Source organism: Mucilaginibacter phenanthrenivorans (assembly GCF_024721155.1).
In the GTDB taxonomy this organism is placed as follows: domain Bacteria; phylum Bacteroidota; class Bacteroidia; order Sphingobacteriales; family Sphingobacteriaceae; genus Mucilaginibacter; species Mucilaginibacter phenanthrenivorans.
Genome location: NZ_JAHVAP010000006.1, coordinates 342366 through 364420 on the forward strand (window position 1 = coordinate 342366; position 22055 = coordinate 364420).

Genomic DNA, 22055 nt, shown 5'->3' on the forward strand with positions numbered 1-22055 from the left:
TTATAGTTTCATTTTTTAATCAGGCTGAAAAACCGGCATAAAAGCAAGCGACCTCATTGATTAACTCAAGAGGCCGCTCCTTCAGGTAATGATATATATAGGGGCTAGGAATTAAATAACAGCAAACACATCGGCATGGTTAAATTCCGGCCTGTGCATTTTTTCGGATTTAACAAGGTGCTCTGCCTTTAAATTATCGATATTAACATATGCTGCGCGGCTGTATTTTAGTTCCCCTTCGTTAACGTTGCCCATAAGCTCGGCTTTCGTATTGTCATTTAAGGTAACGCTGGCGGTAAAGGCATCCATATTTAACTTAGCCGATGCGGTGTTGTATAATTTAACGTCAAGTTCGATAGCTGAGAACTTTCCGAATGATCTTACATCGGCATTATCATAAACGCTCAATTTTTGAAGCTGGGCTACGGTAACCCACACTTTTAATTTTTGTGTGGTGTATGATGTTATACGCAATACGCCGTTCTCGTCCTGCACCAATGCATTGTCTGAATAGTATTTGTTATAAACCTTTACCCGGTCGGCATCGCCGCTTGATAAATAAAGTTCAACATTTCCGTGAATTTCTATTTCAGTGATATTATTTACATTGGTTAATACAGTACTTTCTTCAGTATTGTTACCAGTTGCTGCAAAAGTTGATTTACTGAAACCAAATGTGGTTGCGATAGCGATAGCGATGGTTAAAAGTGATGTTTTCATTGTCGTAATATTTTAATGGTTGATTTTGTGTTTGTTGTTTTCAATGTTCAAAGCAACAACCTTTTTGCCGCGTGTAAAAACGAAATAGACCCCGGAACGCGAGTTATAGACAAACCATAAACCACAGTCGACAAAATCTATTTTGTTGATTTACAGCGGATTTATTTCGATTTATCGGTTAAAATTCGCGACTTATCGGCGCTAAACCGCCCTACATCGACTATAAGTAGCTATTTCCATCTGTTAAGCATCTTATCAATAACTTCTTAAAATATTTTAAAAAGTTATTGATTTTTCATAAATAGTTTATATTTACTACCTCATTAACAACCTGATAATTTATCCTATGCGGCAATTCCTTGTTATTATTATGGCAGCATTTTGTTTAAGTACCGCTGCCAAACCCAAAGACGAACCAAAATTCAATACGCACGATCTTAGTATAACCTGGGAAGCGCTGCAAAATGATTACCAGGGCAAGGCGCAGGCGCTGAATGCCATCACCATTACAAATAATGGAAAAACAACCTTTCCTGCTACCGGCTGGAAAATGTATTTCAACTCGGCACGACTAATTGCAGAACAAGCTGTTACGGGCAACGCCACCATCAAATTCGTAAACGGTGACCTTTTCAGCCTTACACCTACCGCAACTTTTGGCGATATCAAACCTGGCCAATCCGTGCGCGTAGAGTTTATTGACGAGGACCCGGTAATTACCGTAACAGACGGCCCCGAGGGTTTTTATGTAGTTTGGGATACCCAACCGGACAAAGGCTACAATACAGGGGCATTTATCATCAAGCCTTTTAAACCCAATTATAAAGGACTGATAACACCTGCTATAATTTATGATCTGAATAAAAATATAACCGATGTACCTGAAGCACAGTTAACCAAGGTATTTCCTACGCCGGTGAGTTATAAGGAGACGGGGGGATTTTTTACCTTACATAATAGAGTATGGATTACCAGTCATAGTTCGGTTGACCAAACAGATTATCTTGCAGAACAATTAGCAATATTATTTGGAAAATCGATTCTTCCCGCTCCATCTGAAATTAAAAAAAGACCAAAAATTGGCTACGATATTTTTTTACAAATAGGCCCTGAAATAAAACCAGGAGGTTATGAGTTACATGTATCTCCAACGGGAATTACCATCAATGCATCTGATTCCACTGGTATGTTTTATGGAATTCAATCTCTCAAAACACTGATTTCACCTTCCGCTTGGGCTCATCCGCAAAAAGAAATTCAAATTCCATGCGTTGAGATAAAGGATGAACCGCGTTTTGGCTACCGTGCTTTTATGCTGGATGTTGGCCGTAACTTCCAGCCTAAAAAGGAGATCTTCAGGGTGCTGGACGTAATGGCGCTATACAAGCTCAACGTATTCCACATGCACTTAACCGAGGATGAGGGTTGGCGTTTAGAAATGCCTTCCTTACCCGAACTTACCGAAGTTGGTGCCAGACGCGGGCATACTTTAGACAGCAAACATTTCTTACCGGCTTCCCATGGCTCCGGCGGCGAACTGGATAACAAAACAGGTACCGGCTTTTACACCCGTGCAGATTTTATCGAGATCCTGAAATATGCCGATAAGCTGCACATTATGGTTATCCCCGAAATTGAGGCGCCTGGCCATGCCCGCGCCGCTGTAAAATCAATGACCGCCCGGTATGATCGCCTGATGGCTGAAGGTAAAAAAGCCGAGGCCGAAAAATATCTATTATATGATCCTAACGACAAATCTACATACAGCACCGCCCAATACTGGACAGATAACGTGATCGACGTATCCTTGCCATCAACCTATAACTTTGTTGAAACGGTGATAAGCGACATAGTGAACATGTATAAAGATGCCGGTGTGCAATTAAAAACCATCAACTTTGGCGGAGATGAAGTTCCGGCGCATGTTTGGGAGCAATCCCCGGCTTACCTGGCGCTCAAGGCAACTCACTCTGAAATTAAAAGCACCGGCGATCTGTGGTATTACTTTTATGGCCGCGTTAACCAATTGGTAAAGGCAAAGGGGCTTTACCTGTCGGGATGGGAAGAAATGGCACTGCGCAAAACCGCGCTGGATGGCCAACCTGTTTACGTGCCCAACCCCGATTTTATGCCTGAGCACCTGCAAGCCGAAGTTTGGAACAATACCCTTGGCGGCGGCAACGAGGACCTGGCTTATAAGCTGGCAAATGCGGGATACAAAACCGTGCTTACCTGCGTAACCAATATGTATTTTGATATGGCGCATTACAAATCATTCGATGAGCCGGGTTACTATTGGGGCGCATTTTCTGATATAGATAAACCGTTCTCTTTTATCCCGTTTGATTATTTCAAGAATTCAAAGGTGGATAAGGATGGGCTGCCGTTAAACCGTAATATCTTCATCGGCAAGCAGCGCCTTACCGATTATGGCAAAAGCAATATCCTTGGTTTGCAAAGCGCCGTTTGGGGCGAGAATATTAAAACTACCGATAGACTGGAATATATGCTGCTGCCCCGCCTGTTAGGTTTTGCCGAACGTGCCTGGGCACAGGACCCTGTATGGGCAACGGAAAAGAATATCGCAAAAAGTGATTCGCTGTATCAAAAGGATTGGGTGAATTTTTTAAACGTGTTGGGTAAACGCGAAATGCCAAGGTTGAGCTATTATAATGGTGGTTATAACTACCGTGTACCAAAACCAGGTGTTATTTTGCAGGATGGTAAATATGCGGCCAACATCCAGTTCCCGGGCTTGACCATCAGGTACACCACCAACGGCAAGGATCCGGATGAAAAAAGCAAGCTCTATAACGATGCTGTTACAATTGACGGAAGCAATGTAAAGTTCCGTGCATTTGATACTAAAGGGCGGGGTGGCAACGTTTCAGAAGCTGTTACTCCCTAACAACTAACAGGGGCATTTGAGGTTGCCTTTGTTAAACTTTTTAAAACCCTGCGCTAAAGCCAATGTAACAATTGCGTGGAGGCGCAGGGTTAAAGTATCTGCTCCCAATAGCATTCAAATCGTTTCCCAGGCTATATTTTTGGTTCAGCAGGTTATCTGCCCCCGCATAAATTTCGAATTTTCCCTTACGGTTAATGCTAAACTGCCATCCGGCTTTGGCCTGCAATAAATGATATTGCGCCGCAAATATGGAGTTCGCGTCATTCAAGGCTACGCTTGACGTATAGTTGTATTGCGTAAACAAATAAATATTTTGCGGGAACTTAAAGGTGATATTAGTAACCAAAACCTGCCCCGGAACTCCCGGAACTTTATTGCCTGAATAATTTTTTGTGGAGTCGCTGTAGTTTTTGAAAGTGAACTTACTTAACGCTACTGACTCACTAAATTGCAATCCCCTTATAAATCCTGAACTGTTTGGTTTGATAAACCATGTAGTAAAATACACTTCAATTCCCGGCTGGCTTGTGCCACCCTCGTTGGTAAAATGCTCGGTTTCGTTCACCTCGTCAACGCCCCTGATAACAATTGCGTTTTGCAGGCGATAATAAAATACCGAGGCGTCCAGGTAAGTGCTTTCGTCCTTATTGCGCAGGCGGAAACCTGTTTCGTAATTCCATCCATGCTCGGGCTGTAAGCTGGTGTTAATAATATTATCCGTCGGCCTGATCTCAGCAGTAGTTGGTGTTGAATACCCACGGCTTACCGACGCACGCCAAATGAAATCATTAGTAACGTCGTACGAAAATGCAATCCTCGGCATCAACTGCGGCGTGAAACTCCGGTTAGTGAAATCAGTCTCAGCGTTTGGGTAAACGTTGCGGAATTTGTAATCGTAAAAGTTCAAACTCAAAGCAGCTTCAGCATGGAGCCTTTTATCGATATCGGCGGCATAACGGGTGAAGAAAAAGTGCTGATTGGTATTTACCTTGTCCAGCGTTTGGGCGGTGTCTCTAACGCCCTTACGGTTGCCATAGTTATTGATATCGGCATTGGTTTGCTGCCATTCAAGGCCGAGGTTAAGCCGCCAGTTAAAATTAGTTTGCGGTTTACCGGTAAGCTCAAAATAAGTACGCAGGCCATAAGTACCCTCGTAACGCCGCTCGTAATTGGTGATGAACGGGTTTGAAAAATCAACATAGCTGCCAAAAACGGATAGTACATTCCGCAGCCTGTCGGTAATATGCAGTTCATTCACCAATCCGCCTAAGAGCATTTTTGTGCCGATGGCAATTTTTTGCTGAAGTGCTCCGGGTACAAATTTGGTGGCTGGCCGCGCCAGCGTAGGGTTGGTTTGATATTGGGCCAGGGTTAACCCACCGGGTGTTTCGTAATTCAGATCGGAGTAAAAGGCAAGTGCACGCAATTCATCTTTCGCATTGTATTTCCAGCGGTCAGCAGCCTGGATGAAGTGGCGCTGCATGTTGCTGTTTTGCCGGTAACCCGCATACGTTTCATAGCCCTGGTTCAGGCTGAATGTTGAATTACCCAATTGCGTTTGTAAAGCAGCATTTTCATGTACCAATCCATAGGAGCCACCGTTTAATGCAACCGAAGCAAAACTGCTATCCGAACGCCGGTTTATCGGGCTCAGCAAAACTACCCCGCCGGAGTTCGCGCCGAATAAGCTGCCATCAGGGCCCTTTAAAATCTCAATATGGTTGATGCTGTTAAAGTCGAGTGCGTTTAGATAGGTATTGCCGCCCGCATCTGTTAGTGAAATTTCATCGTAATAGATCTTTACATCCCTGATACCAAATGGCGATCGGATCACACTTCCACGGATCGAAAGCCGGTAGCTTCCCGGTGATCGCTCTTCTGCCCTAACGCCCGGCACGCTATTTAATGCCGATACAAATGAATTATCCGGCTGTCTACTCAACTGGTCTTTATTAAGCACGCTTGCAGATGCCGGAGCGCTAAGCAAAGGCTGCTCGGATAAATAAGCCTTGATGATTACCGGATCCAGTACTTTTGAAGTATCTTTTTTGGGGATGTAAATTGAATTTTGAGCGTAAACGCCTGTTGCTACAGCAAGGGCAAAAACTAAGCTAAGGCAACGTTTAATCATGGGGTTTTAAAGGAAAACAAAAGTAGCTTAATTTTAAATATGTAGCCAGTTTATTGTTTACCGGAATTGTGGAATCAATGGGTTAGTTGTGGCTAAAGCCGGTATATTTAGCAGGCTGTCACCCTGAGCTTGTCGAAGGGCGATGAGCGCAGTGGCCTGTCCGCGTGCTAAGCAGAGCGTAAAGGCCTTTGCGCTCATGGTTCGAGTGCCTCACCATGACACCCTGTTTTTATCACGTCCCATATTGATCGATCTATTTCACCGCTACCCGCCAAATTTTATTACTGGTGTCATCCGCTACCAGTATCGATCCATCCGACAAAACGGCTATCCCGACAGGGCGGCCATAAACCTGCATTTTTACCGGGTCGGCAATAAATCCCGTTAAAAAATCTTCGGTTGTGCCCGTAGGTTTTCCGTTGAAAAAAGGGACATATACCACCTTATATCCAACCGGTTTCGAACTGTTCCATGATCCATGCTGACCGATAAATGCGCCGCCCCGGTATTTCTCAGGAAATGTCTTTCCTGTATAAAAAGCAAGTCCTAACGACGCAGTATGCGATCCAAGGGAAAGATCAGGCGTGATAGATCTTTTTACCAGGTCAGGCCGTTCGCCAACATGGTCGGGATCTTCATGCTTACCGAAATATGCATAAGGCCAGCCATAAAAGCCGCCATCCTTAACACTGGTTAAATAATCGGGCACCAGGTTATCGCCCAGATCATCGCGTTCATTTACAGATGTGAACAACACATTGGTTTGGGGTTCAAAATCAATACCGGCAGGGTTGCGTAATCCGCTTGCATAAATCCGTTCGCGCTTTCCATCGGGATCGATTTCCAAAATATCAGCCCGCCGTGCTTCCTCATCCATACCATGCTCCGCATCGTTTGTACCGGAGCCAACTGAGATGTAAATCTTGCTGCCATCCTTGTTTGCCTTTAGATTGCGCGTCCAGTGATTATTGTATCCACCGGCGGGCAATATCAAAATCTTCTCCCCTGAGCCGCTAATACTGGTTTGTCCGGGTTTATATCTGTATCGCCATAACGCATCGGTATTAGCTACATAAAACCAACCGTTTAATATCAGCATCCCGTAAGGCTGATTCAGGCCGCTTAAAAAAACTTTTTTAATATCAGCTACACCATCGCCATTGGTGTCTCTTGATAGGGTGATACGATTGGCGCTTTTATTATAATTCTGCGATTTACTTGCGCCTATAATGTTGGCTCCTACCCTTTTTATTCCGCCAATTTCGGTGTTCGCTTCTGAGGTAAATACGTCGCCGTTTGGAGCTACATAAATATTACGTGGATTATCCAGGCCTTCAGCATATAAATTCACTTTGAAGCCTGCGGGTGCAACGGGCATTTTGCCTTTCGGCCATCCAATTACCTCGCAAAAGTTACGGGTTGATTTGGTTTGATAAGGCGCAGCCAGCTTAACTTGCTGTTTGGCAGGGGTAATAATATCATCGGCTTTAGCAGGATCGGGCCTTTTTGAGGAGCACCCTGCAATCATTAATGTAGTTATGCCAGTGAGGACGATTCGTCTTATTATCATGGTTATTGATATGATTTTTATTAACCGGGCTGTCGTTTTTTTGTTCCTTACGGGCCACAATATAAGCCAGATGGTAACAATTCCATTAATAAGCAATCGTTTTTGTATTTTATACACTAAGTATCGTTAATTAAATTATTTTTGGAATCGCCTTTTATAAACTGTAATCGCCCATTGATGCGTACATCCTGGATAAAACTTTTCTTGCTTGCCGCTTGCCTGTGCTTTTTTAAACAAAGCCATGGGCAGACACAGGAATGTACCGGAAGTCTTGGCGATCCTGTATTTAAGGAAGATTTTGGCTCAGGCACAAACCCTGGCCCGGCCCTCGGCAGCGCTGTAACTAATTATCCTTATGTCGGCAGCGATTGCCCGAACGACGGAAATTATACCATCATAAACAGGACATCCGGTTGTTTCAGTGGATGGCGCACTATGACTGACCATACCGGAAACCCAAATGGATATTTCATGCTGATTAACGCATCAAGCCAGCCCGGACTTTTTTACACACAGGCCGTACCAGCCGGTCAGCTTTGCCCCGGGACTCAATACGAATTTTCGGCTTATATAAACAATGTCCTTTTGCCCGGTGGCTGCGGCGGGGCGGGCGTAAAACCCAATCTCACATTCACCATTCAAAAGCCTGACGGAACTCCAATCGGGCAGCCATACAATACCAACGATGTTCCTTCGGTAGAACAGGGCCAGGACGGATGGATAAAATATTCAACTTATTTTACCACGCCGGTAGATGTTACCAGCGTAATAGTAAGAATAGTAAATAATAAGCCCGGAGGTGATCAATGTGGGAATGACCTTGCACTGGATGATATTACCTTTCGCGCATGTGGGCCAATCATCCAGACCGGCTTTTCATCCGTCACCGGAAAAACAACACAGGATGTTTGTTTAAATGACAGCCAAACGGTCACTTTAAAAGCAAAGGCCGATGGTAGCTCCATTTATCAGTGGCAATTTTTTAATACGGTCGGCAATAGCTGGACAGACATTCCGGGCGCAAATTCAGATACATATGTACGACTTGCCAATAATTCTGTTGCCGGGACCTATTTATATAGGGTTGGTATAGTTGCCGGCGGTGGAGATATTAATACGCTCACCTGCCGTACTTACTCTGCCCCTTTGTCGGTAGTTGTGAACGCGCTTCCGGTGGCATCTATAACCCCTCTGGGGCCAGTATGCGAGGGGACGCCATTAATTTTAACGGCATCCGGTGGTGATACCTATGTATGGTCGGGCACCAACATTCAGAACTCTTCACAAAATCCGCTGGTTATCAGTAATGCAACGCTTGCCGATGCCGGAAAATATACCGTTACTCCCTATCGCATTACCCCGAATTCTCAACTTAGCTGTGCCGGCACGCCTGCAGATGTACAGGTTACCATTACGCCAAAGCCGGTGATAAAAGTGGATGATGTTGCCCCCATTTGTATCGGTGAAACAACCCAGCTAAATGCATCGGGCGGCCTATATTATAAATGGACGCCATCAACCGGGCTGGATCATGACGATATTCCAAACCCAAAAGCTAATCCATCGGTAACCACTACCTATAACCTAACCGCAAGTAATAATGCGTGCAGCGACAATACAAAGTCGGTAACAGTTACAGTGATGAAGCTTCCGACAGCCGATGCAGGCAGCGATAAAAAGATTTTTGAAGGACAATCGGTAAAGCTGAACGGCACTGTAACCGGCGACAACATAGCGAGTATCTCATGGTTCCCCACGACAGCGCTTGACGATCCTACTTCAGCCACTCCAATTGCTAATCCTACCGACGATATCACCTACGTTATGACTGTAACCTCCCAAAGCTGCGGCATTGCCACCAGTTTGCCTGTTTTTGTTAAGGTTTATAAGAAAATTGTTATCCCAAATACCTTTTCGCCAAATAACGATGGCATTAATGACCTGTGGAACATTGAAGCGCTGTTCACTTATGCGGAGAGCAACATCCAGATTTTTAACAGGTACGGCAAAAGGGTTTTCCAAAGTACGGGCTATTCAAAGCCGTGGGATGGTACTTATAACGGTTCACCCCTACCCGAAGGCACCTATTATTACATCATCGACCTGAAAAATAATACGCCAAAACTTTCAGGCTGGGTGATGCTTGTGAAGTAATTTTTTAAATTGATTGAGTTGGATTGGGTTGATTAGGTTAAGTGGTTGGTGTTCCTATCGGTGTAATCCCCACTAAAATAAAATAAACTTATCCATCTGTTCTTCGGTGTACTGCAGCGTATCACTTTGATACAGGTTGTTGTGTTCGTCAAACTCCTTGTTTATGGAGCCGATGTGGATTTTTAAGGGCATTACTTCCAGGTGCATATAATGACACACGCCGGTAAAATGATCGATACCGCGAATGTTGCCGTATTTCCCAGACGATAAGCCAACCAGCGCGGCCTTTTTTTCATAGAAACTTCCCGGGAAATCCAGGGCATCAATAAATACTTTCAACACACCGGGGAAACTGCCGTTGTATTCCGGGATAATAAAAATGAACTTATCAGTTTTTGAAACAATGTCCTGGATCGGCAAAAATTCCGCGCTTCGTTTCTTGTAGAGATCGGTTTGAATTAAATTGGGGGGCAAGTCCATCAACGACAAGATCCCGGCCTCCATTCCCTTTTCGGCAAGCCTTTTCTGGTAATATTGAGCCAGCTTAAACGTTGAGCTATTAGGGCGGTTAGTAGACGATATGATGGTAGTTGTCATTGATTCAATTAACGATTTAGTGAATTAGCGATTTGGGAACCCACGAAAGAACAAAGTAAATAAATAATTAGTGAATTAGCGATTGAGTGAGTTAGTGAATGTAATCCAACGCGAAGTTGTTCGTATCACTTAAGCAATTCACCTTTAAATCAATCACTAATTCGCTCATTCACTAAATCACTAACTCCCCCCAACTTGTTTGTAAATAGCCAAAACCTGTGGATTTCGGAATTATTAAAATATGTATCTTTATCCCGCACTAAAAACTTTAGGGAAGGATAAGTTTCTATCCCTTTATTTCGTTGTTGCTAAAAACCCATTTATAAAAAATTTTAACATATAAAATGAGTAAAATTATTGCTTTAGCCAATCAAAAAGGCGGTGTTGGTAAAACCACATCATCCATAAACCTGGCTGCAAGTTTAGCCGTATTGGAGTTCAAAACATTATTGGTAGATGCCGATCCGCAAGCTAACTCAACCTCGGGTATAGGGTTTGACCCGAGGAATATAAAGAACAGTATTTATGAGTGCATCATAAACCAGATAGATCCGCGTGAGGCTATTCAAAAAACCGAGACGCCAAATCTCGATTTACTGCCGGCTCACATCGACCTGGTGGGCGCGGAGATAGAGATGATCAACCTTACCGACCGCGAGTATAAAATGAAGGCGGTTTTAAATACCATTAAGGATGATTATGATTTTATTATCATCGATTGCTCGCCCTCATTAGGCTTAATTACCATTAATGCTTTAACTGCTGCCGATTCTGTTATTATCCCGGTACAATGCGAGTATTTCGCGTTGGAAGGTTTGGGCAAGTTGTTAAATACCATCAAAATAGTTCAATCGAGATTAAACCCGACATTAGAGATTGAGGGAATCCTTTTAACCATGTATGATGTAAGGCTGCGTTTGTCGAACCAGGTTGTTGAGGAAGTAAGGAGCCATTTTGAGGATATGGTTTTTGATACCATTATACAGCGTAACACCCGTTTAAGCGAGGCGCCAAGCTTTGGCATATCGGTAATTATGCATGATGCCACCAGCAAGGGAGCGATAAACTACCTGAACCTGGCCCGCGAAATTTTACGCAAAAACGGATTGGTTAAAGAAGAACCTACTGAAAAAACAGCAATAGTATAAAAAGATGAGTGCAGAAAAAAGAAACGCTTTAGGAAGAGGATTAAGTGCATTGCTGAATGACTCTGATAGTGTTAACCAGAATAATCACCATAATCAAAATAAAACAGAAGTTTCATCGAGTCCCGAAGTTAACAGCATGGGCTCGATCAATGAGATAAAGCTATCAGAGATAGAAGTTAACCCGTTTCAGCCGCGTACTGATTTTGACCAGGAAGCTTTAACCGAACTTTCTGAATCGATAAAACTACAAGGCATTATTCAACCTATAACTGTCAGGCGTCTTAATGCCCACAGTTACCAGCTTATATCGGGCGAACGCCGTTTCCGCGCTTCAAAGCTTGCCGGGTTAACCCAAATTCCGGCTTACGTTCGCACTGCTAACGACCAGCAAATGCTGGAAATGGCGCTTATTGAAAACCTGCAGCGCGAAAACCTGAACGCCATTGAAGTAGCGTTAAGCCTGCAGCGGATGATTGAGGAGTGTAACTTAAGACAAGACGAACTTGGCGATCGCGTAAGCAAAAACCGGTCGACAGTAGCCAACTACCTGCGCCTGCTGAAGCTGCCGCCCGCCATACAGGTGTCCATCCGCGAATCCGAAATTACCATGGGGCACGCAAAGGCGCTGATAACCATTGAAGACCCTGCCAAACAAATATTTATCCATCAGCATATTATACAGCAAGGTTTATCCGTTCGTAAGACAGAAGAACTGGTTCGTGATATGCAAAGGGCCCCTATAAAAAAGGAGGGCAAACAACCTGAGCCCATCTCGTTCCAGGTTCAAAAAATACAGGACGACCTGGCATCAAAGTTCAGCACACGTGTAAAGCTGAAAATTGGAGGCCATGGCCGCGGCACAATTGAGATCCCCTTTTTATCAGAAAGCGATCTTACCCGCATCCTCGAAATTATGGAGTGGTAACTTACCCTTGTAAACAGGGCTTTTAATTGACAGATGTATAAATTTTTGATCGTAACCTGGCTGCTTGCCGCTTTTATTTTTACTGCACGGGCCCAAACGCCCGATACAACCTCATCAAAGGTTATAAAAGGTAAAGCGGCAGATACTTTAAAAGCCACCCGCCAGGACACTGATGTTGTACGTTCAAATATTCCTAAAGTAAAAAAGCCAAAGGTTTACCATATTGATACCACGCATAGCGCGCACCTCGCGGTTATGCACTCATTAATGATCCCAGGCTGGGGCCAGGTTTATAACCACAGGATTTGGAAGGTACCAATTGTTTATGGAACACTGGGACTGATTGGTTGGGCATATGTATTTAATGCCCAATATTATAAAGAGTTCCTGCAGCTATCCATCTACCGGAACCATTTGATAACGCCAGGCAAAAAGGATCCCTATTATGCTGAATACAACTTGTATTCCAGTGTGCCTGATCAATCCATTTATGATGCAAAGGATGGCTACCGCAGAAACCGCGACCTATCCATACTAGGTTTTATAGCCTTTTGGGGTGTGCAAACTATCGATGCCTATATTGATGCTAAATTTATTCATAGCTACACCCTGGATAATAACTTTTCAATGCATGTTACCCCCACCATGATCGGGCAACCTGTATTCGGACAAAGCTTTGCCGCCGCGTCGTATATCCCCGGATTAAAAATTACTTTAACGCTCTAATAATTTTTTGATAGAAACCCTGTTTAAACTAAAGTCTTAGTTAAAAACAGACTACTTTATCAATGATTCCATCTAAATCTTTTAAACAAACCGTTTTTATTATCCTGTTTTTAATTTCGGCTGTATTTGCTGCAACAGCGCAGTCTGCAGATACTACATTAACGAACCCAAAAGGCAAATTTGATCAAAGCCTAAGCGACACTGACCTATTCAAGAGCAATCGTGTTCACAAAATAAAGAAGCCTAAGACTTATCACAACGACACTTTGCATAGTCCGCAAAAAGCGGTGATCCGGTCGTTGATTATTCCCGGCTGGGGGCAGGTTTACAACAAGAAGATCTGGAAGGCCCCCATCATTTACGGTGGATTGGGTATGCTAAGCTGGGCTGTTGTATTTAATATTAAAAGCTACAGGGAATTTCTGCAATTATCGCTTTATCGGTATAAACAGAAAATACCTAAAAAGACTGATCCATACTATGCTGAATACCAGCTCTACAGCACACGACCAAACTACCAGCCCGACCAGGCAATTTACGATGCCAAGGACATAGCCCGTCGTGATCGCGACCTCTCCTATCTTGGCCTACTTGCATTATGGGGCATAAATGCGGTTGATGCCTATATTGATGCCAAGTTTATTCATAGCTATAACCTCGATAACAATTTTTCATTCCACGTAAGCCCGACTTTGCTAAATCAGTCTTTATACGCTCAAAATTTTTCAAGTCGGTATATTCCCGGGATAAAAATTAACTTTACGCTTTAATAATTGTTTAGGTGTAAATATTTTGAACACCACGAGGCTTAGCATTATAATAAACCAATGAAGATCGCATTATTAGGGTATGGTAAAATGGGCAAGATAATTGAAAAAATTGCCACCGACCGCAAACACGAAATCGTACTAAAAATTGACCAGGATAACCTTGACGACCTGACTGCAGAAAACCTGCAACTAGCCGATGTTGCCATTGAATTCAGTACCCCGCACACTGTTTTAAGCAATATTGAGCACTGCCTTAATGCGGGTGTTCCAATTGTTGTGGGCACCACAGGCTGGTATAACAGCTTACCGGACCTGAAGGAGAAATATGAACGCAGCAGCACCGCCATGATGTATGCATCAAACTTTAGCGTGGGCGTAAACATATTTTTCCATGTAAATAAGGTGTTGGCTAAGTTGATGAACAACTATCCCTATTACGAGGTACAGGTAGAAGAAATCCATCACACCCAAAAGCTGGATTCACCAAGCGGCACTGCCATAACTATTGCCGAAGGCATCATTGAAAATCTTGATTCAAAAAAGGATTGGGTAAAGGCGCTCAGCGTTGATGGTGAGGAAAACGAGATCAACGTAAAAAATGATCAATTGCTGATAGAGTCGTTCCGGATAGACAGTGTGCCGGGCACACATACCGTGATTTACGATTCGGAGGTGGATTCGATAGAATTTAAGCATACAGCGCATAACCGCAATGGCTTTGCCTTAGGTGCCGTACTTGCTGCCGAATGGATCCAGGATAAGGAAGGCTTTTATTCGGTTGAGGATATGTTTGACTTTAAATAGATGTGAGATTTGAGACGCGAGATTTGAGAAAAACATTGATACACTTTATTTTGTCTTGATTGTTGGCTCTCGACTCTTGTTTCTGATAATAAATTCCCAATATTGTAACATGAACTGGAAATTCTGGAGTAAAAAGAAAAATACCCCTAAAAAAAAGAAAAGCGCCGTGCGTGAATGGACCGACGCCATTGTTTTTGCCGTTATTGCGGCAACCTTAATCCGAACCTTTTTTATCGAGGCTTATGTGATCCCTACCCCGTCAATGGAAAGATCGCTGCTGGTTGGCGACTTTTTGTTCGTGAGCAAGGTAAACTACGGCGCCCGGACACCTATAACACCTATAGCTTTTCCTTTTGCCCATCATACCATGCCGCTTATCAATACCAAAGCTTACTGGGATGGTATTCAACTTCCTTATTACCGTTTACCCGGACTAAGCGATGTAAAGCGCAGTGATGTTGTGGTATTTAATTACCCGATGGACGCCGATTCTCCCTTTTACCGGCCGGTTGATAAGCGCGAGAACTTCATAAAGCGTTGCCAGGGCATTCCCGGTGATACGCTGAGTGTTGTTGATGGACAGGTATTTATTGGCAGCAAAAAGGCAGTTAATCCGCTGGAGGGGCAGATAGATTATGATTATACCACCAACGGAACCGATATAAATCCGCAGGTTTGGGACGATCTTCACGCCACCAACTACGAAAACACTAACCCGCCACGCTGGACGATGACCACCGGCTCGGCGCAAACGTTAAAGGGTTATTCGAATATTAAATCGCTTGCACCTCATATTACACCTAAAGGCGCTACCGACCCGAATAGTCCTGTTTATCCAACAAACCAGATGCACCCTGTTGGGCCGCCGGCTTTAATGCTAAATGGCAAACAACCTGATTATAAATGGAATGTTGATAATTACGGCCCGATCATCATCCCCAAAAAGGGATGGACAGTGAAGCTGGATAGCATGACCTACCCGTTGTATGAGCGTTGCATCAGTGTTTACGAAAAGAACAAACTGGAAGTAAAAGGCGGGGATATTTATATCAATGGTAAAAAAACAGACAGCTATACCTTTAAAATGAATTATTACTGGATGATGGGCGATAACCGCCACGATTCCGACGATTCACGCTTCTGGGGATTTGTACCCGAGGATCACATCGTAGGGAAAGCTCTCTTTATCTGGATGAGCTGGGATGATAACGCATCGTTCTTCAGCAAGATCAGGTGGAGCAGGTTGTTCAGAGGAATTCATTAAGGGATTTCGGAAGTCGGATGTTCTATTTCGGATTTAAAGAATCTGAATTAGGCGGTAAGGCGACCAATATTAAATTTATCGGCCAACCCATTCAAATCACTAACAACGGCATCTACTAACGGGATGCCGTTTGCCTTTCTATCCTTTTCCGCTTCCAATTCGGGCTCGCCGGGGATGATCACCTTCTGATCGGGGTCAATTGTTTGTGCCGATTTGAATCGGCGGATCCAGTTATCCATGTGCGTTTTAAACTCATCAACCGGGCGAAAGCCGTCGACCCGCATCGCCCCAACAAAATGACCTATGCCTAGCCCGACAGGATCAGCCGGCGGATCTAAAAATGCCACGAATGGCGGCACCCACGGACCGTAGTTGGCACCAGACAAAACCGCTGATAAAATATCAACCGTTGCGCTCAGCCCAAATCCCTTGTGGCTGCCATGCTCCTTATCGCTGCCCAGTGGCAGTAATGAGCCACCCGATTTTAACGCATGAGGGTCGGTAGTATAATTACCCTGCGCATCCTGAATCCACCCCTCTGGTACCGGCTTGCCTGCACGCTGGGCAATCTCCAGCTTTCCATTGGCTGCGGCAGAGGTAGCCATGTCAACCACTACAGGCGGATAGTCGCCTGCGGGGAATGCATAGCACATGGGGTTAGTGCCCAATAAACGCTCATTCGAATACGTAGGGGCAACAAGCGGACTTGCATTTGTCATAGCATAGCCGATCATGTTCTTTTCAACCGCCATTAGTGCATGGTAACCCGCAATGCCAAAATGGTTGGAATTACGCACAGATACCCAGCCGGAGCCGTATAGCTCCGCTTTCTTTATGGCCAACTGCATGGCAAACGGGGCTACAACCAAACCAAGGCCCGCATCACCGTCAACGGTGGCCGTTGTAGGTGTTTCATGAACAATGGTGACATTCGGGTTAGCATTGATTCTTTTGCTCTCCCACAAGCGCACGTAGCCAATTAAACGAGCAACGCCATGCGAGTCTATCCCGCGCAGATCAGCCTGCAACAGTACATCCGCAGCAAGCGCTGCATGTGTTGAATTGCAACCCATAGCAAGAAAAATGTTTTGAGTAAAGCTGCGCAGGGCTGATTGGGAAATAAGCATGGACAAATATAGCGGGTTTACATGGAGCCAGATTTACGAAGTTTTAGAAACTTCGTAAATCTTTGGGGAAGTTATTATTTATCCAGTCGGTTCAAGATCTCCAATCCCTCATCCCATTCGCCAAACCCCGAGGATACATTGATATGCCCGGCATCACCAATATTGATTAATTCGCTGCCCCAGCCGTCCGCAAATTGTTTGGCGCGGTCGAACGCTACGTAAAAATCGTTGGTGCTGGCTACTACTATTGTTTTAAATGGCAGGTTAAAAAGCGGCACAGGCTTAAAACCGGTTGTTCCCGGCGGGTAGGTATCGGCTTCTGTATCGCTTGGGCCTACTAACAGTGCGCCTTTAATATTGACATTGTATTTCAATGCCCAATACGCAATGGTTGTACAAGCAAGACTATGCCCAACAAGGATCACATTTGCAGGATCGTGCCTGCTTACTTCTTTGTTGATATTTTCAATCCAATCCGAGCAAATAGGTGTATCCCATTCCTCCTGCTCAACACGAGTAAAATCAAACTTGTTTTGCCAAATAGATTGCCAATGCTGCGGGCCGGAATTGCCAAGGCCGGGAATGATGAGGATGGTGGATTGGAACTTCATGATTTAAGTAAATATTTATATATTTTGTCATTGCGAGCGGTAGCGTGGCAATCTCGTAGCTGTACAGAGCGGACAAAAAAGTGTACTACTTTTATAGCGAATAAGTGGCGACGAGGTTGCTTCGTCGTTCCTCCTACCCATGACAAGTTATACATCTTAGGGTGGGGTGTCACACTGAGGCACTCGAAGTGACACATGCTTCGAGTGCCTCAGCATGACATCCCTTTCTTGTCATTTCACCTTCGCAATCCAGCGGATTTTTAAACTCGCAATGACAAAGTTTGTTAATTACTTCTCCGTCAACACCGTAAACTTAAAATCAAGCGGCTCAAAATGGCGGATAAGCTCATCAATAAACTCCTGCCCCCATTTTACATAGAACAGGCCGAAATTTTCGCTGCGTTCCTGTAAACTGTCTTTAGGGAAGATGTCGCTTTTAATATGTTCCACCTGTTCCAACCTGGTCTGATAATTGCGTTTTTCGGCTTTAATTAGCTTTTTCTCCAGGTTATCTATGGCGTGTTTTAAGCGGGCCTGCACTGCATCGGCAGACGGGGCAAGCGTATTGTCAATTTTATAGGCACGCAGCTTTATTTTTTCAAAAACACTGGTTAGTTCACGCCACTCTTCGGTGAGGGTTAAATTATGCTTGCTGTGCTTAGTGATCCAGTCGTTTTTAATTGCATCTGCCGTCTTGAACAGATCAACCGGGCATAGGTCCATTTTGGCTATTTTGGATGCAGTTTCCTTACCAATTACGAGGCCTGAATTACGCAATATCAGGATTGGAAAATCAACCTTATAATGCTCAAAGTTCGATTTCAGCTCCAGCCAGTAAACCACTTCGGCGCCGCCGCCTATGTAGGCAATGTTTGGTAAAATGCATTCCTGGTACAGCGGACGCATCACCACATTCGGACTAAACCGCTCAGGATATTTACTGATCTCAACCTTTAGTTCAGCCTCTGTAAACTGAATTTCGCTGTTTAACACTTTGTACACATCATGCTCAAAAACTATCCGTTCACGCAGGCCCTCCAGCAAATAAAAGAAATTGATCTCACGCGGATTAACCTGGATGTGAACTCCGATATCATGTAATTGCTTATTCGTAGCCTCAATATTTTTAAAGCTGTTTTGTTCGATGATATCCTGCTCAATTATCGGCGCAAATGATTGCTTGAAGCGATGATCATCTGCATCAATAATTACCAAACCATATTGACCAAACAATGCGTTCACCAAATACCGGGTGGCATCGGCCAGCTTATCAAATTTAGTGTAGGCGGTTTCAACAATTTCGGCCAGCTCATGGGCATGGCGCTCGATGCCTAAAGCACCCTTATATTGATTGAGCGCCTGGCGCATGGTATCCGGGTTGATACGACCAGTAGCACCCGATGCCTCGTACCACCAATGTACTTTTTTACCGCCTATGTTCGTATAGTTGATCTCCGCAAAATCATGGTCTTCGGATGCCATCCAGTAAACCGGCACAAAATCTTTATCCGGAAATTCCTGTTTCAGCTGGCGCGCCAGCTTAATAGCGGTAACGATCTTAAAAAGGAAATATAGGGGACCAGCAAAAATATTAAGTTGGTGACCGGTAGTAACGGTATACGTGTTGTTGTTCCTGAGCCCCCTAACCCCCTGAAGGGGGAACTCAATACTTTGCGGATCATTGGATAACCTGGCGTATTGATCTAATAAAACCTCAACTAAGATTTCCCTGTCGGCAACTACCTTTTTGGTTTTCAAAAACTCAGCAAATCCCTTCAGATCCGGGCGCGAGCCATAAAACGGACGGAGCGCCGGGGCGTCTTCCAGGTAATCGATAACAGTTGGGGAAAAGGATCCCGTGTCTTTATAGTTTATACAGGCTGAGTCCATCGTTTGATTTCGGATGCCGGATGTTCTATTTCGGATTTAGGGGAATCCGGCGGAACATTGCTGCCATCCATTGTTAAAGATGTCGAATTTATACTTTAAAATTATAAAATAAACATCCTGTAAATCAAAAGGGCTTTATTTTACAATATGTCCATAAAGATCAAAGTCTTCAGCAGTATCGATCTTTACATTTACAAAGCTGCCGATGGTAGCGTAATCAATGCTGGCATCAATTAAAACTTCATTGTCCACTTCGGGCGAATCGTACTCGGTACGACCAACAAAATAGCCGCCATCCTTTTTATCCACCAAAACTTTATACGTATTGCCGATCTTCTCCTGGTTTTTATCAAAGGAAATACCTTGTTGAATTTCCATGATGGCATCAGCACGCTGCTGTTTCACTTCCTCAGGCACATCATCAACCAATGAGTGGGCATGTGTTTTTTCCTCGTGCGAGTAAGTAAAGCAACCCAGGCGGTCGAATTTAGTGTCTTCAACCCATTGCTGCATTTCTTCAAAATCGCGCTCGGTTTCACCGGGATAGCCGGTTATCAGCGTGGTACGCATGGCAATCCCCGGAACCTTATCACGAATCTGGTTTACCACATCTATGGTTTTTTGTTTGGTGATACCGCGGCGCATTGACTTCAGCATATCGTCGCTGATGTGTTGCAAAGGCATATCCATATATTTACAGATATTGTCGCGCTCGTTCATCACATCAAGGATTTCCATCGGGAAGCCGGATGGATAAGCATATTGCAGCCTGATCCACTCGATGCCGTTAACATCAGACAAACGGCGAAGCAGTTCATCTAAATTGCGTTTGCCGTACAAGTCTAAACCATAATAGGTCAAATCCTGGGCAATCAAGATCAATTCCTTGGTGCCGTTTTTGGCTAAGGCCTGGGCATCTTTAACCAATTGGTCTATTGGCGAGCTCAGGTGCTTGCCGCGCATTAGCGGGATGGCGCAAAATGAACAGGGACGGTTGCAGCCCTCGGCTATTTTAAAATAAGCAAAATGTTTTGGGGTAGTTAACAAACGTTCGCCAATCAGCTCGTGTTTGTAATTAGCGCCTACAGAGCTTAACAGGTTTTGCAGGTCGTTGGTGCCGAACCAGGAATCAACATTGGTAATTTCGGCTTCCAGCTCCGGCTTATAGCGTTCAGACAAACAGCCTGTAACAATTACTTTCCCAACTTTACCCTGTTCCTTCAGTTCGCTGTATTGCAGAATCGTGTCGATAGATTCCTGCTTGGCGTTATCAATAAAACCGCAGGTATTAATCACAATGATATCATCACTGTTTACCTTTTCGGCCTCATGAATTACATCAAAATGGTTGCCTTTCAGCTGTCCCATCAGGATCTCGGAATCGTAAATGTTTTTTGAACAGCCAAGAGTAACTACGTTTACACGTGGTTTACTCATTTTTTCCGGCCGATAAATTTCTTTTGTTTTCATTTTTAAACCCAATTGTCATTGCGAGGAGGAACGACGAAGCAACCTCGTAACTAAGCATGACCGCCATGCTTGCGACGAGGTTGCTTCGCTGTCGCTCGCAATGACAATGTTTTTTATTGTTTAAAGAGGCTGTTCACGAATTCCTGCCTGTCAAACAACTGCAGATCATTCATACTTTCACCAACTCCTATATATTTTACGGGGATCTTAAACTGATCCGAGATTCCTATTACTACACCACCTTTGGCAGTACCGTCAAGCTTGGTTAAAGCCAGCGCATTCACATCTGTTGCCTCGGTAAATTGTTTGCATTGCTCAATGGCGTTTTGCCCGGTTGAGGCATCAAGCACCAGCAGGATCTCATGCGGCGCGCCGGGAACTACCTTTTGCATTACATTTTTAATCTTGGTAAGCTCATTCATCAAACCAACCTTATTATGTAAACGACCGGCAGTATCAATAATTGCTACGTCGTCACCATTCGCAACAGCCGAGCGCAAGGTATCATAGGCAACTGAAGCAGGATCAGAACCCATTGCCTGCGCCACCACCTTCACCCCTACACGTTCCCCCCAAAGCTGGATCTGTGCTACGGCAGCAGCTCGGAAAGTATCGGCAGCGCCTAATACTACCTGGTTGCCGGCTTGCTTCAATTTATGGGCAAGCTTTCCAATAGTGGTAGTTTTACCTACGCCATTAACGCCAACCACCATTATAACATAAGGCTTATGGTTGCCGTATTCAAAGCTGGTAAAATCGTTACTGTTATTTTCGGCGAGGAGTTGCTGAATTTCATCCTTTAGCAGGTTATTCAATTCAGATGTACCTATATATTTATCGCGGGCAACGCGGGCCTGGATGCGATCGATGATCTTCAGCGTGGTTTTAACGCCGACGTCTGACGTTACCAGCACTTCCTCCAGGTCGTCAAGCACATCATCATCAACAGATGATTTACCGGCAACGACCTTGGTTATTTTTGAAAAAAAGTTATCCTTGGTTTTTTCCAATCCGGTGTCCAGCGCTTCCTGCTCTTGCGGAGTGCTTTCCTTTTTTTTGAAAAAATCGAATAATCCCATGTTTTTTTAATGTGCAAATGTGCGGATATGCAAATGTGCGGATTTATTATCTGCTGATTGTAAGTGGATAGACATATCTCAACTTAAATTCATTTGCTTCTCAAAATCGCCTCAACAAAAAAAGCCTTCTCGTAATACAAGATGGCTTTTATATTTTGATC

The 22055-nt window shown here is 44.2% G+C and carries 17 protein-coding genes; 8 read left to right on the top strand and 9 right to left on the bottom strand.

Translation table 11 applies throughout. The features are described 5' to 3' along the window. Positions 1-111 precede the first annotated feature (111 nt). A complete protein-coding gene (locus KXD93_RS16995) occupies positions 112-720 on the bottom strand; it encodes a GIN domain-containing protein (protein ID WP_258138485.1) in 609 nt (202 codons plus the stop codon). Between the two features lie 370 nt (positions 721-1090). Between KXD93_RS16995 and KXD93_RS17000 the strand changes: the two genes are divergently transcribed. After that, on the top strand, positions 1091-3628 hold the full coding sequence (locus KXD93_RS17000; RefSeq protein ID WP_258138486.1) for a family 20 glycosylhydrolase: 2538 nt from the start codon (positions 1091-1093) through the stop codon (positions 3626-3628). 40 nt (positions 3629-3668) lie between these two features. On the opposite strand, the gene KXD93_RS17005 is transcribed toward KXD93_RS17000, so the two are convergent. After that, complete coding sequence (locus KXD93_RS17005) at positions 3669-5759, bottom strand: TonB-dependent receptor (RefSeq protein WP_258138487.1); 2091 nt, start codon at positions 5757-5759, stop codon at positions 3669-3671. A 253-nt stretch (positions 5760-6012) separates the two neighbouring features. Further along, positions 6013-7329: a PQQ-dependent sugar dehydrogenase gene (locus KXD93_RS17010; protein WP_258138488.1), complete on the bottom strand. Its 1317-nt coding sequence runs from the start codon at positions 7327-7329 to the stop codon at positions 6013-6015. A gap of 177 nt (positions 7330-7506) precedes the next feature. Between KXD93_RS17010 and KXD93_RS17015 the strand changes: the two genes are divergently transcribed. Further along, positions 7507-9483: a T9SS type B sorting domain-containing protein gene (locus tag KXD93_RS17015; RefSeq protein WP_258138489.1), complete on the top strand. Its 1977-nt coding sequence runs from the start codon at positions 7507-7509 to the stop codon at positions 9481-9483. Positions 9484-9555: 72 nt separating this feature from the next. Here KXD93_RS17015 and KXD93_RS17020 read toward each other — a convergent pair whose 3' ends face one another. Continuing rightward, positions 9556-10080: an NADPH-dependent FMN reductase gene (locus tag KXD93_RS17020; RefSeq protein ID WP_258138491.1), complete on the bottom strand. Its 525-nt coding sequence runs from the start codon at positions 10078-10080 to the stop codon at positions 9556-9558. Positions 10081-10424: 344 nt separating this feature from the next. On the opposite strand from KXD93_RS17020, the gene KXD93_RS17025 reads away from it, so the two are divergent. The 6 genes from KXD93_RS17025 to lepB all read left to right on the top strand — a co-directional run bounded on the left by KXD93_RS17025 (position 10425) and on the right by lepB (position 15717). Beyond that, a complete protein-coding gene (locus KXD93_RS17025) occupies positions 10425-11228 on the top strand; it encodes a ParA family protein (RefSeq protein ID WP_258138492.1) in 804 nt (267 codons plus the stop codon). A 4-nt stretch (positions 11229-11232) separates the two neighbouring features. After that, on the top strand, positions 11233-12153 hold the full coding sequence (locus KXD93_RS17030; protein WP_258138493.1) for a ParB/RepB/Spo0J family partition protein: 921 nt from the start codon (positions 11233-11235) through the stop codon (positions 12151-12153). A 33-nt stretch (positions 12154-12186) separates the two neighbouring features. Then, complete coding sequence (locus tag KXD93_RS17035; RefSeq protein WP_258138494.1) at positions 12187-12879, top strand: DUF5683 domain-containing protein; 693 nt, start codon at positions 12187-12189, stop codon at positions 12877-12879. A gap of 62 nt (positions 12880-12941) precedes the next feature. Beyond that, positions 12942-13649 (top strand): DUF5683 domain-containing protein, encoded by a 708-nt coding sequence (locus tag KXD93_RS17040; protein WP_258138495.1) that lies wholly within the window; start codon positions 12942-12944, stop codon positions 13647-13649. Between the two features lie 57 nt (positions 13650-13706). Beyond that, positions 13707-14453, top strand: coding sequence for a 4-hydroxy-tetrahydrodipicolinate reductase (gene dapB / locus KXD93_RS17045; protein ID WP_258138496.1), 747 nt, complete (start codon positions 13707-13709; stop codon positions 14451-14453). 109 nt (positions 14454-14562) lie between these two features. Beyond that, positions 14563-15717 (top strand): signal peptidase I, encoded by a 1155-nt coding sequence (gene lepB / locus KXD93_RS17050; protein WP_258138498.1) that lies wholly within the window; start codon positions 14563-14565, stop codon positions 15715-15717. 47 nt (positions 15718-15764) lie between these two features. Here lepB and KXD93_RS17055 read toward each other — a convergent pair whose 3' ends face one another. The 5 genes from KXD93_RS17055 to ftsY form a co-directional block, all read right to left on the bottom strand. Then, a complete protein-coding gene (locus KXD93_RS17055; protein ID WP_258138499.1) occupies positions 15765-16844 on the bottom strand; it encodes an Ldh family oxidoreductase in 1080 nt (359 codons plus the stop codon). A 74-nt stretch (positions 16845-16918) separates the two neighbouring features. Beyond that, complete coding sequence (locus KXD93_RS17060; RefSeq protein WP_258138500.1) at positions 16919-17455, bottom strand: RBBP9/YdeN family alpha/beta hydrolase; 537 nt, start codon at positions 17453-17455, stop codon at positions 16919-16921. A gap of 288 nt (positions 17456-17743) precedes the next feature. Beyond that, positions 17744-19345, bottom strand: a complete 1602-nt coding sequence (bshC, locus tag KXD93_RS17065) for a bacillithiol biosynthesis cysteine-adding enzyme BshC (protein ID WP_258138502.1) — start codon at positions 19343-19345, stop codon at positions 17744-17746. 135 nt (positions 19346-19480) lie between these two features. Continuing rightward, complete coding sequence (gene rimO / locus KXD93_RS17070) at positions 19481-20815, bottom strand: 30S ribosomal protein S12 methylthiotransferase RimO (protein ID WP_258138503.1); 1335 nt, start codon at positions 20813-20815, stop codon at positions 19481-19483. 113 nt (positions 20816-20928) lie between these two features. Continuing rightward, positions 20929-21894 (bottom strand): signal recognition particle-docking protein FtsY, encoded by a 966-nt coding sequence (gene ftsY / locus KXD93_RS17075; protein ID WP_258138504.1) that lies wholly within the window; start codon positions 21892-21894, stop codon positions 20929-20931. Positions 21895-22055: the final 161 nt, after the last annotated feature.

Excerpts from the sequence above, each read along its gene's own strand:
- ftsY (WP_258138504.1), bottom strand. The coding sequence starts at position 21,894 with ATGGGATTATTCGATTTTTTCAAAAAAAAGGAAAGCACTCCGCAAGAG.
- KXD93_RS17020 (WP_258138491.1), bottom strand. The coding sequence starts at position 10,080 with ATGACAACTACCATCATATCGTCTACTAACCGCCCTAATAGCTCAACG.
- KXD93_RS17060 (WP_258138500.1), bottom strand. The coding sequence starts at position 17,455 with ATGAAGTTCCAATCCACCATCCTCATCATTCCCGGCCTTGGCAATTCC.
- KXD93_RS17005 (WP_258138487.1), bottom strand. The coding sequence starts at position 5,759 with ATGATTAAACGTTGCCTTAGCTTAGTTTTTGCCCTTGCTGTAGCAACA.
- bshC (WP_258138502.1), bottom strand. The coding sequence starts at position 19,345 with ATGGACTCAGCCTGTATAAACTATAAAGACACGGGATCCTTTTCCCCA.
- KXD93_RS17055 (WP_258138499.1), bottom strand. The coding sequence starts at position 16,844 with ATGCTTATTTCCCAATCAGCCCTGCGCAGCTTTACTCAAAACATTTTT.
- KXD93_RS17000 (WP_258138486.1), top strand. The coding sequence starts at position 1,091 with ATGGCAGCATTTTGTTTAAGTACCGCTGCCAAACCCAAAGACGAACCA.
- dapB (WP_258138496.1), top strand. The coding sequence starts at position 13,707 with ATGAAGATCGCATTATTAGGGTATGGTAAAATGGGCAAGATAATTGAA.
- KXD93_RS17025 (WP_258138492.1), top strand. The coding sequence starts at position 10,425 with ATGAGTAAAATTATTGCTTTAGCCAATCAAAAAGGCGGTGTTGGTAAA.
- KXD93_RS17015 (WP_258138489.1), top strand. The coding sequence starts at position 7,507 with ATGCGTACATCCTGGATAAAACTTTTCTTGCTTGCCGCTTGCCTGTGC.
- KXD93_RS16995 (WP_258138485.1), bottom strand. The coding sequence starts at position 720 with ATGAAAACATCACTTTTAACCATCGCTATCGCTATCGCAACCACATTT.
- lepB (WP_258138498.1), top strand. The coding sequence starts at position 14,563 with ATGAACTGGAAATTCTGGAGTAAAAAGAAAAATACCCCTAAAAAAAAG.
- KXD93_RS17035 (WP_258138494.1), top strand. The coding sequence starts at position 12,187 with ATGTATAAATTTTTGATCGTAACCTGGCTGCTTGCCGCTTTTATTTTT.
- rimO (WP_258138503.1), bottom strand. The coding sequence starts at position 20,815 with ATGAAAACAAAAGAAATTTATCGGCCGGAAAAAATGAGTAAACCACGT.
- KXD93_RS17040 (WP_258138495.1), top strand. The coding sequence starts at position 12,942 with ATGATTCCATCTAAATCTTTTAAACAAACCGTTTTTATTATCCTGTTT.
- KXD93_RS17010 (WP_258138488.1), bottom strand. The coding sequence starts at position 7,329 with ATGATAATAAGACGAATCGTCCTCACTGGCATAACTACATTAATGATT.
- KXD93_RS17030 (WP_258138493.1), top strand. The coding sequence starts at position 11,233 with ATGAGTGCAGAAAAAAGAAACGCTTTAGGAAGAGGATTAAGTGCATTG.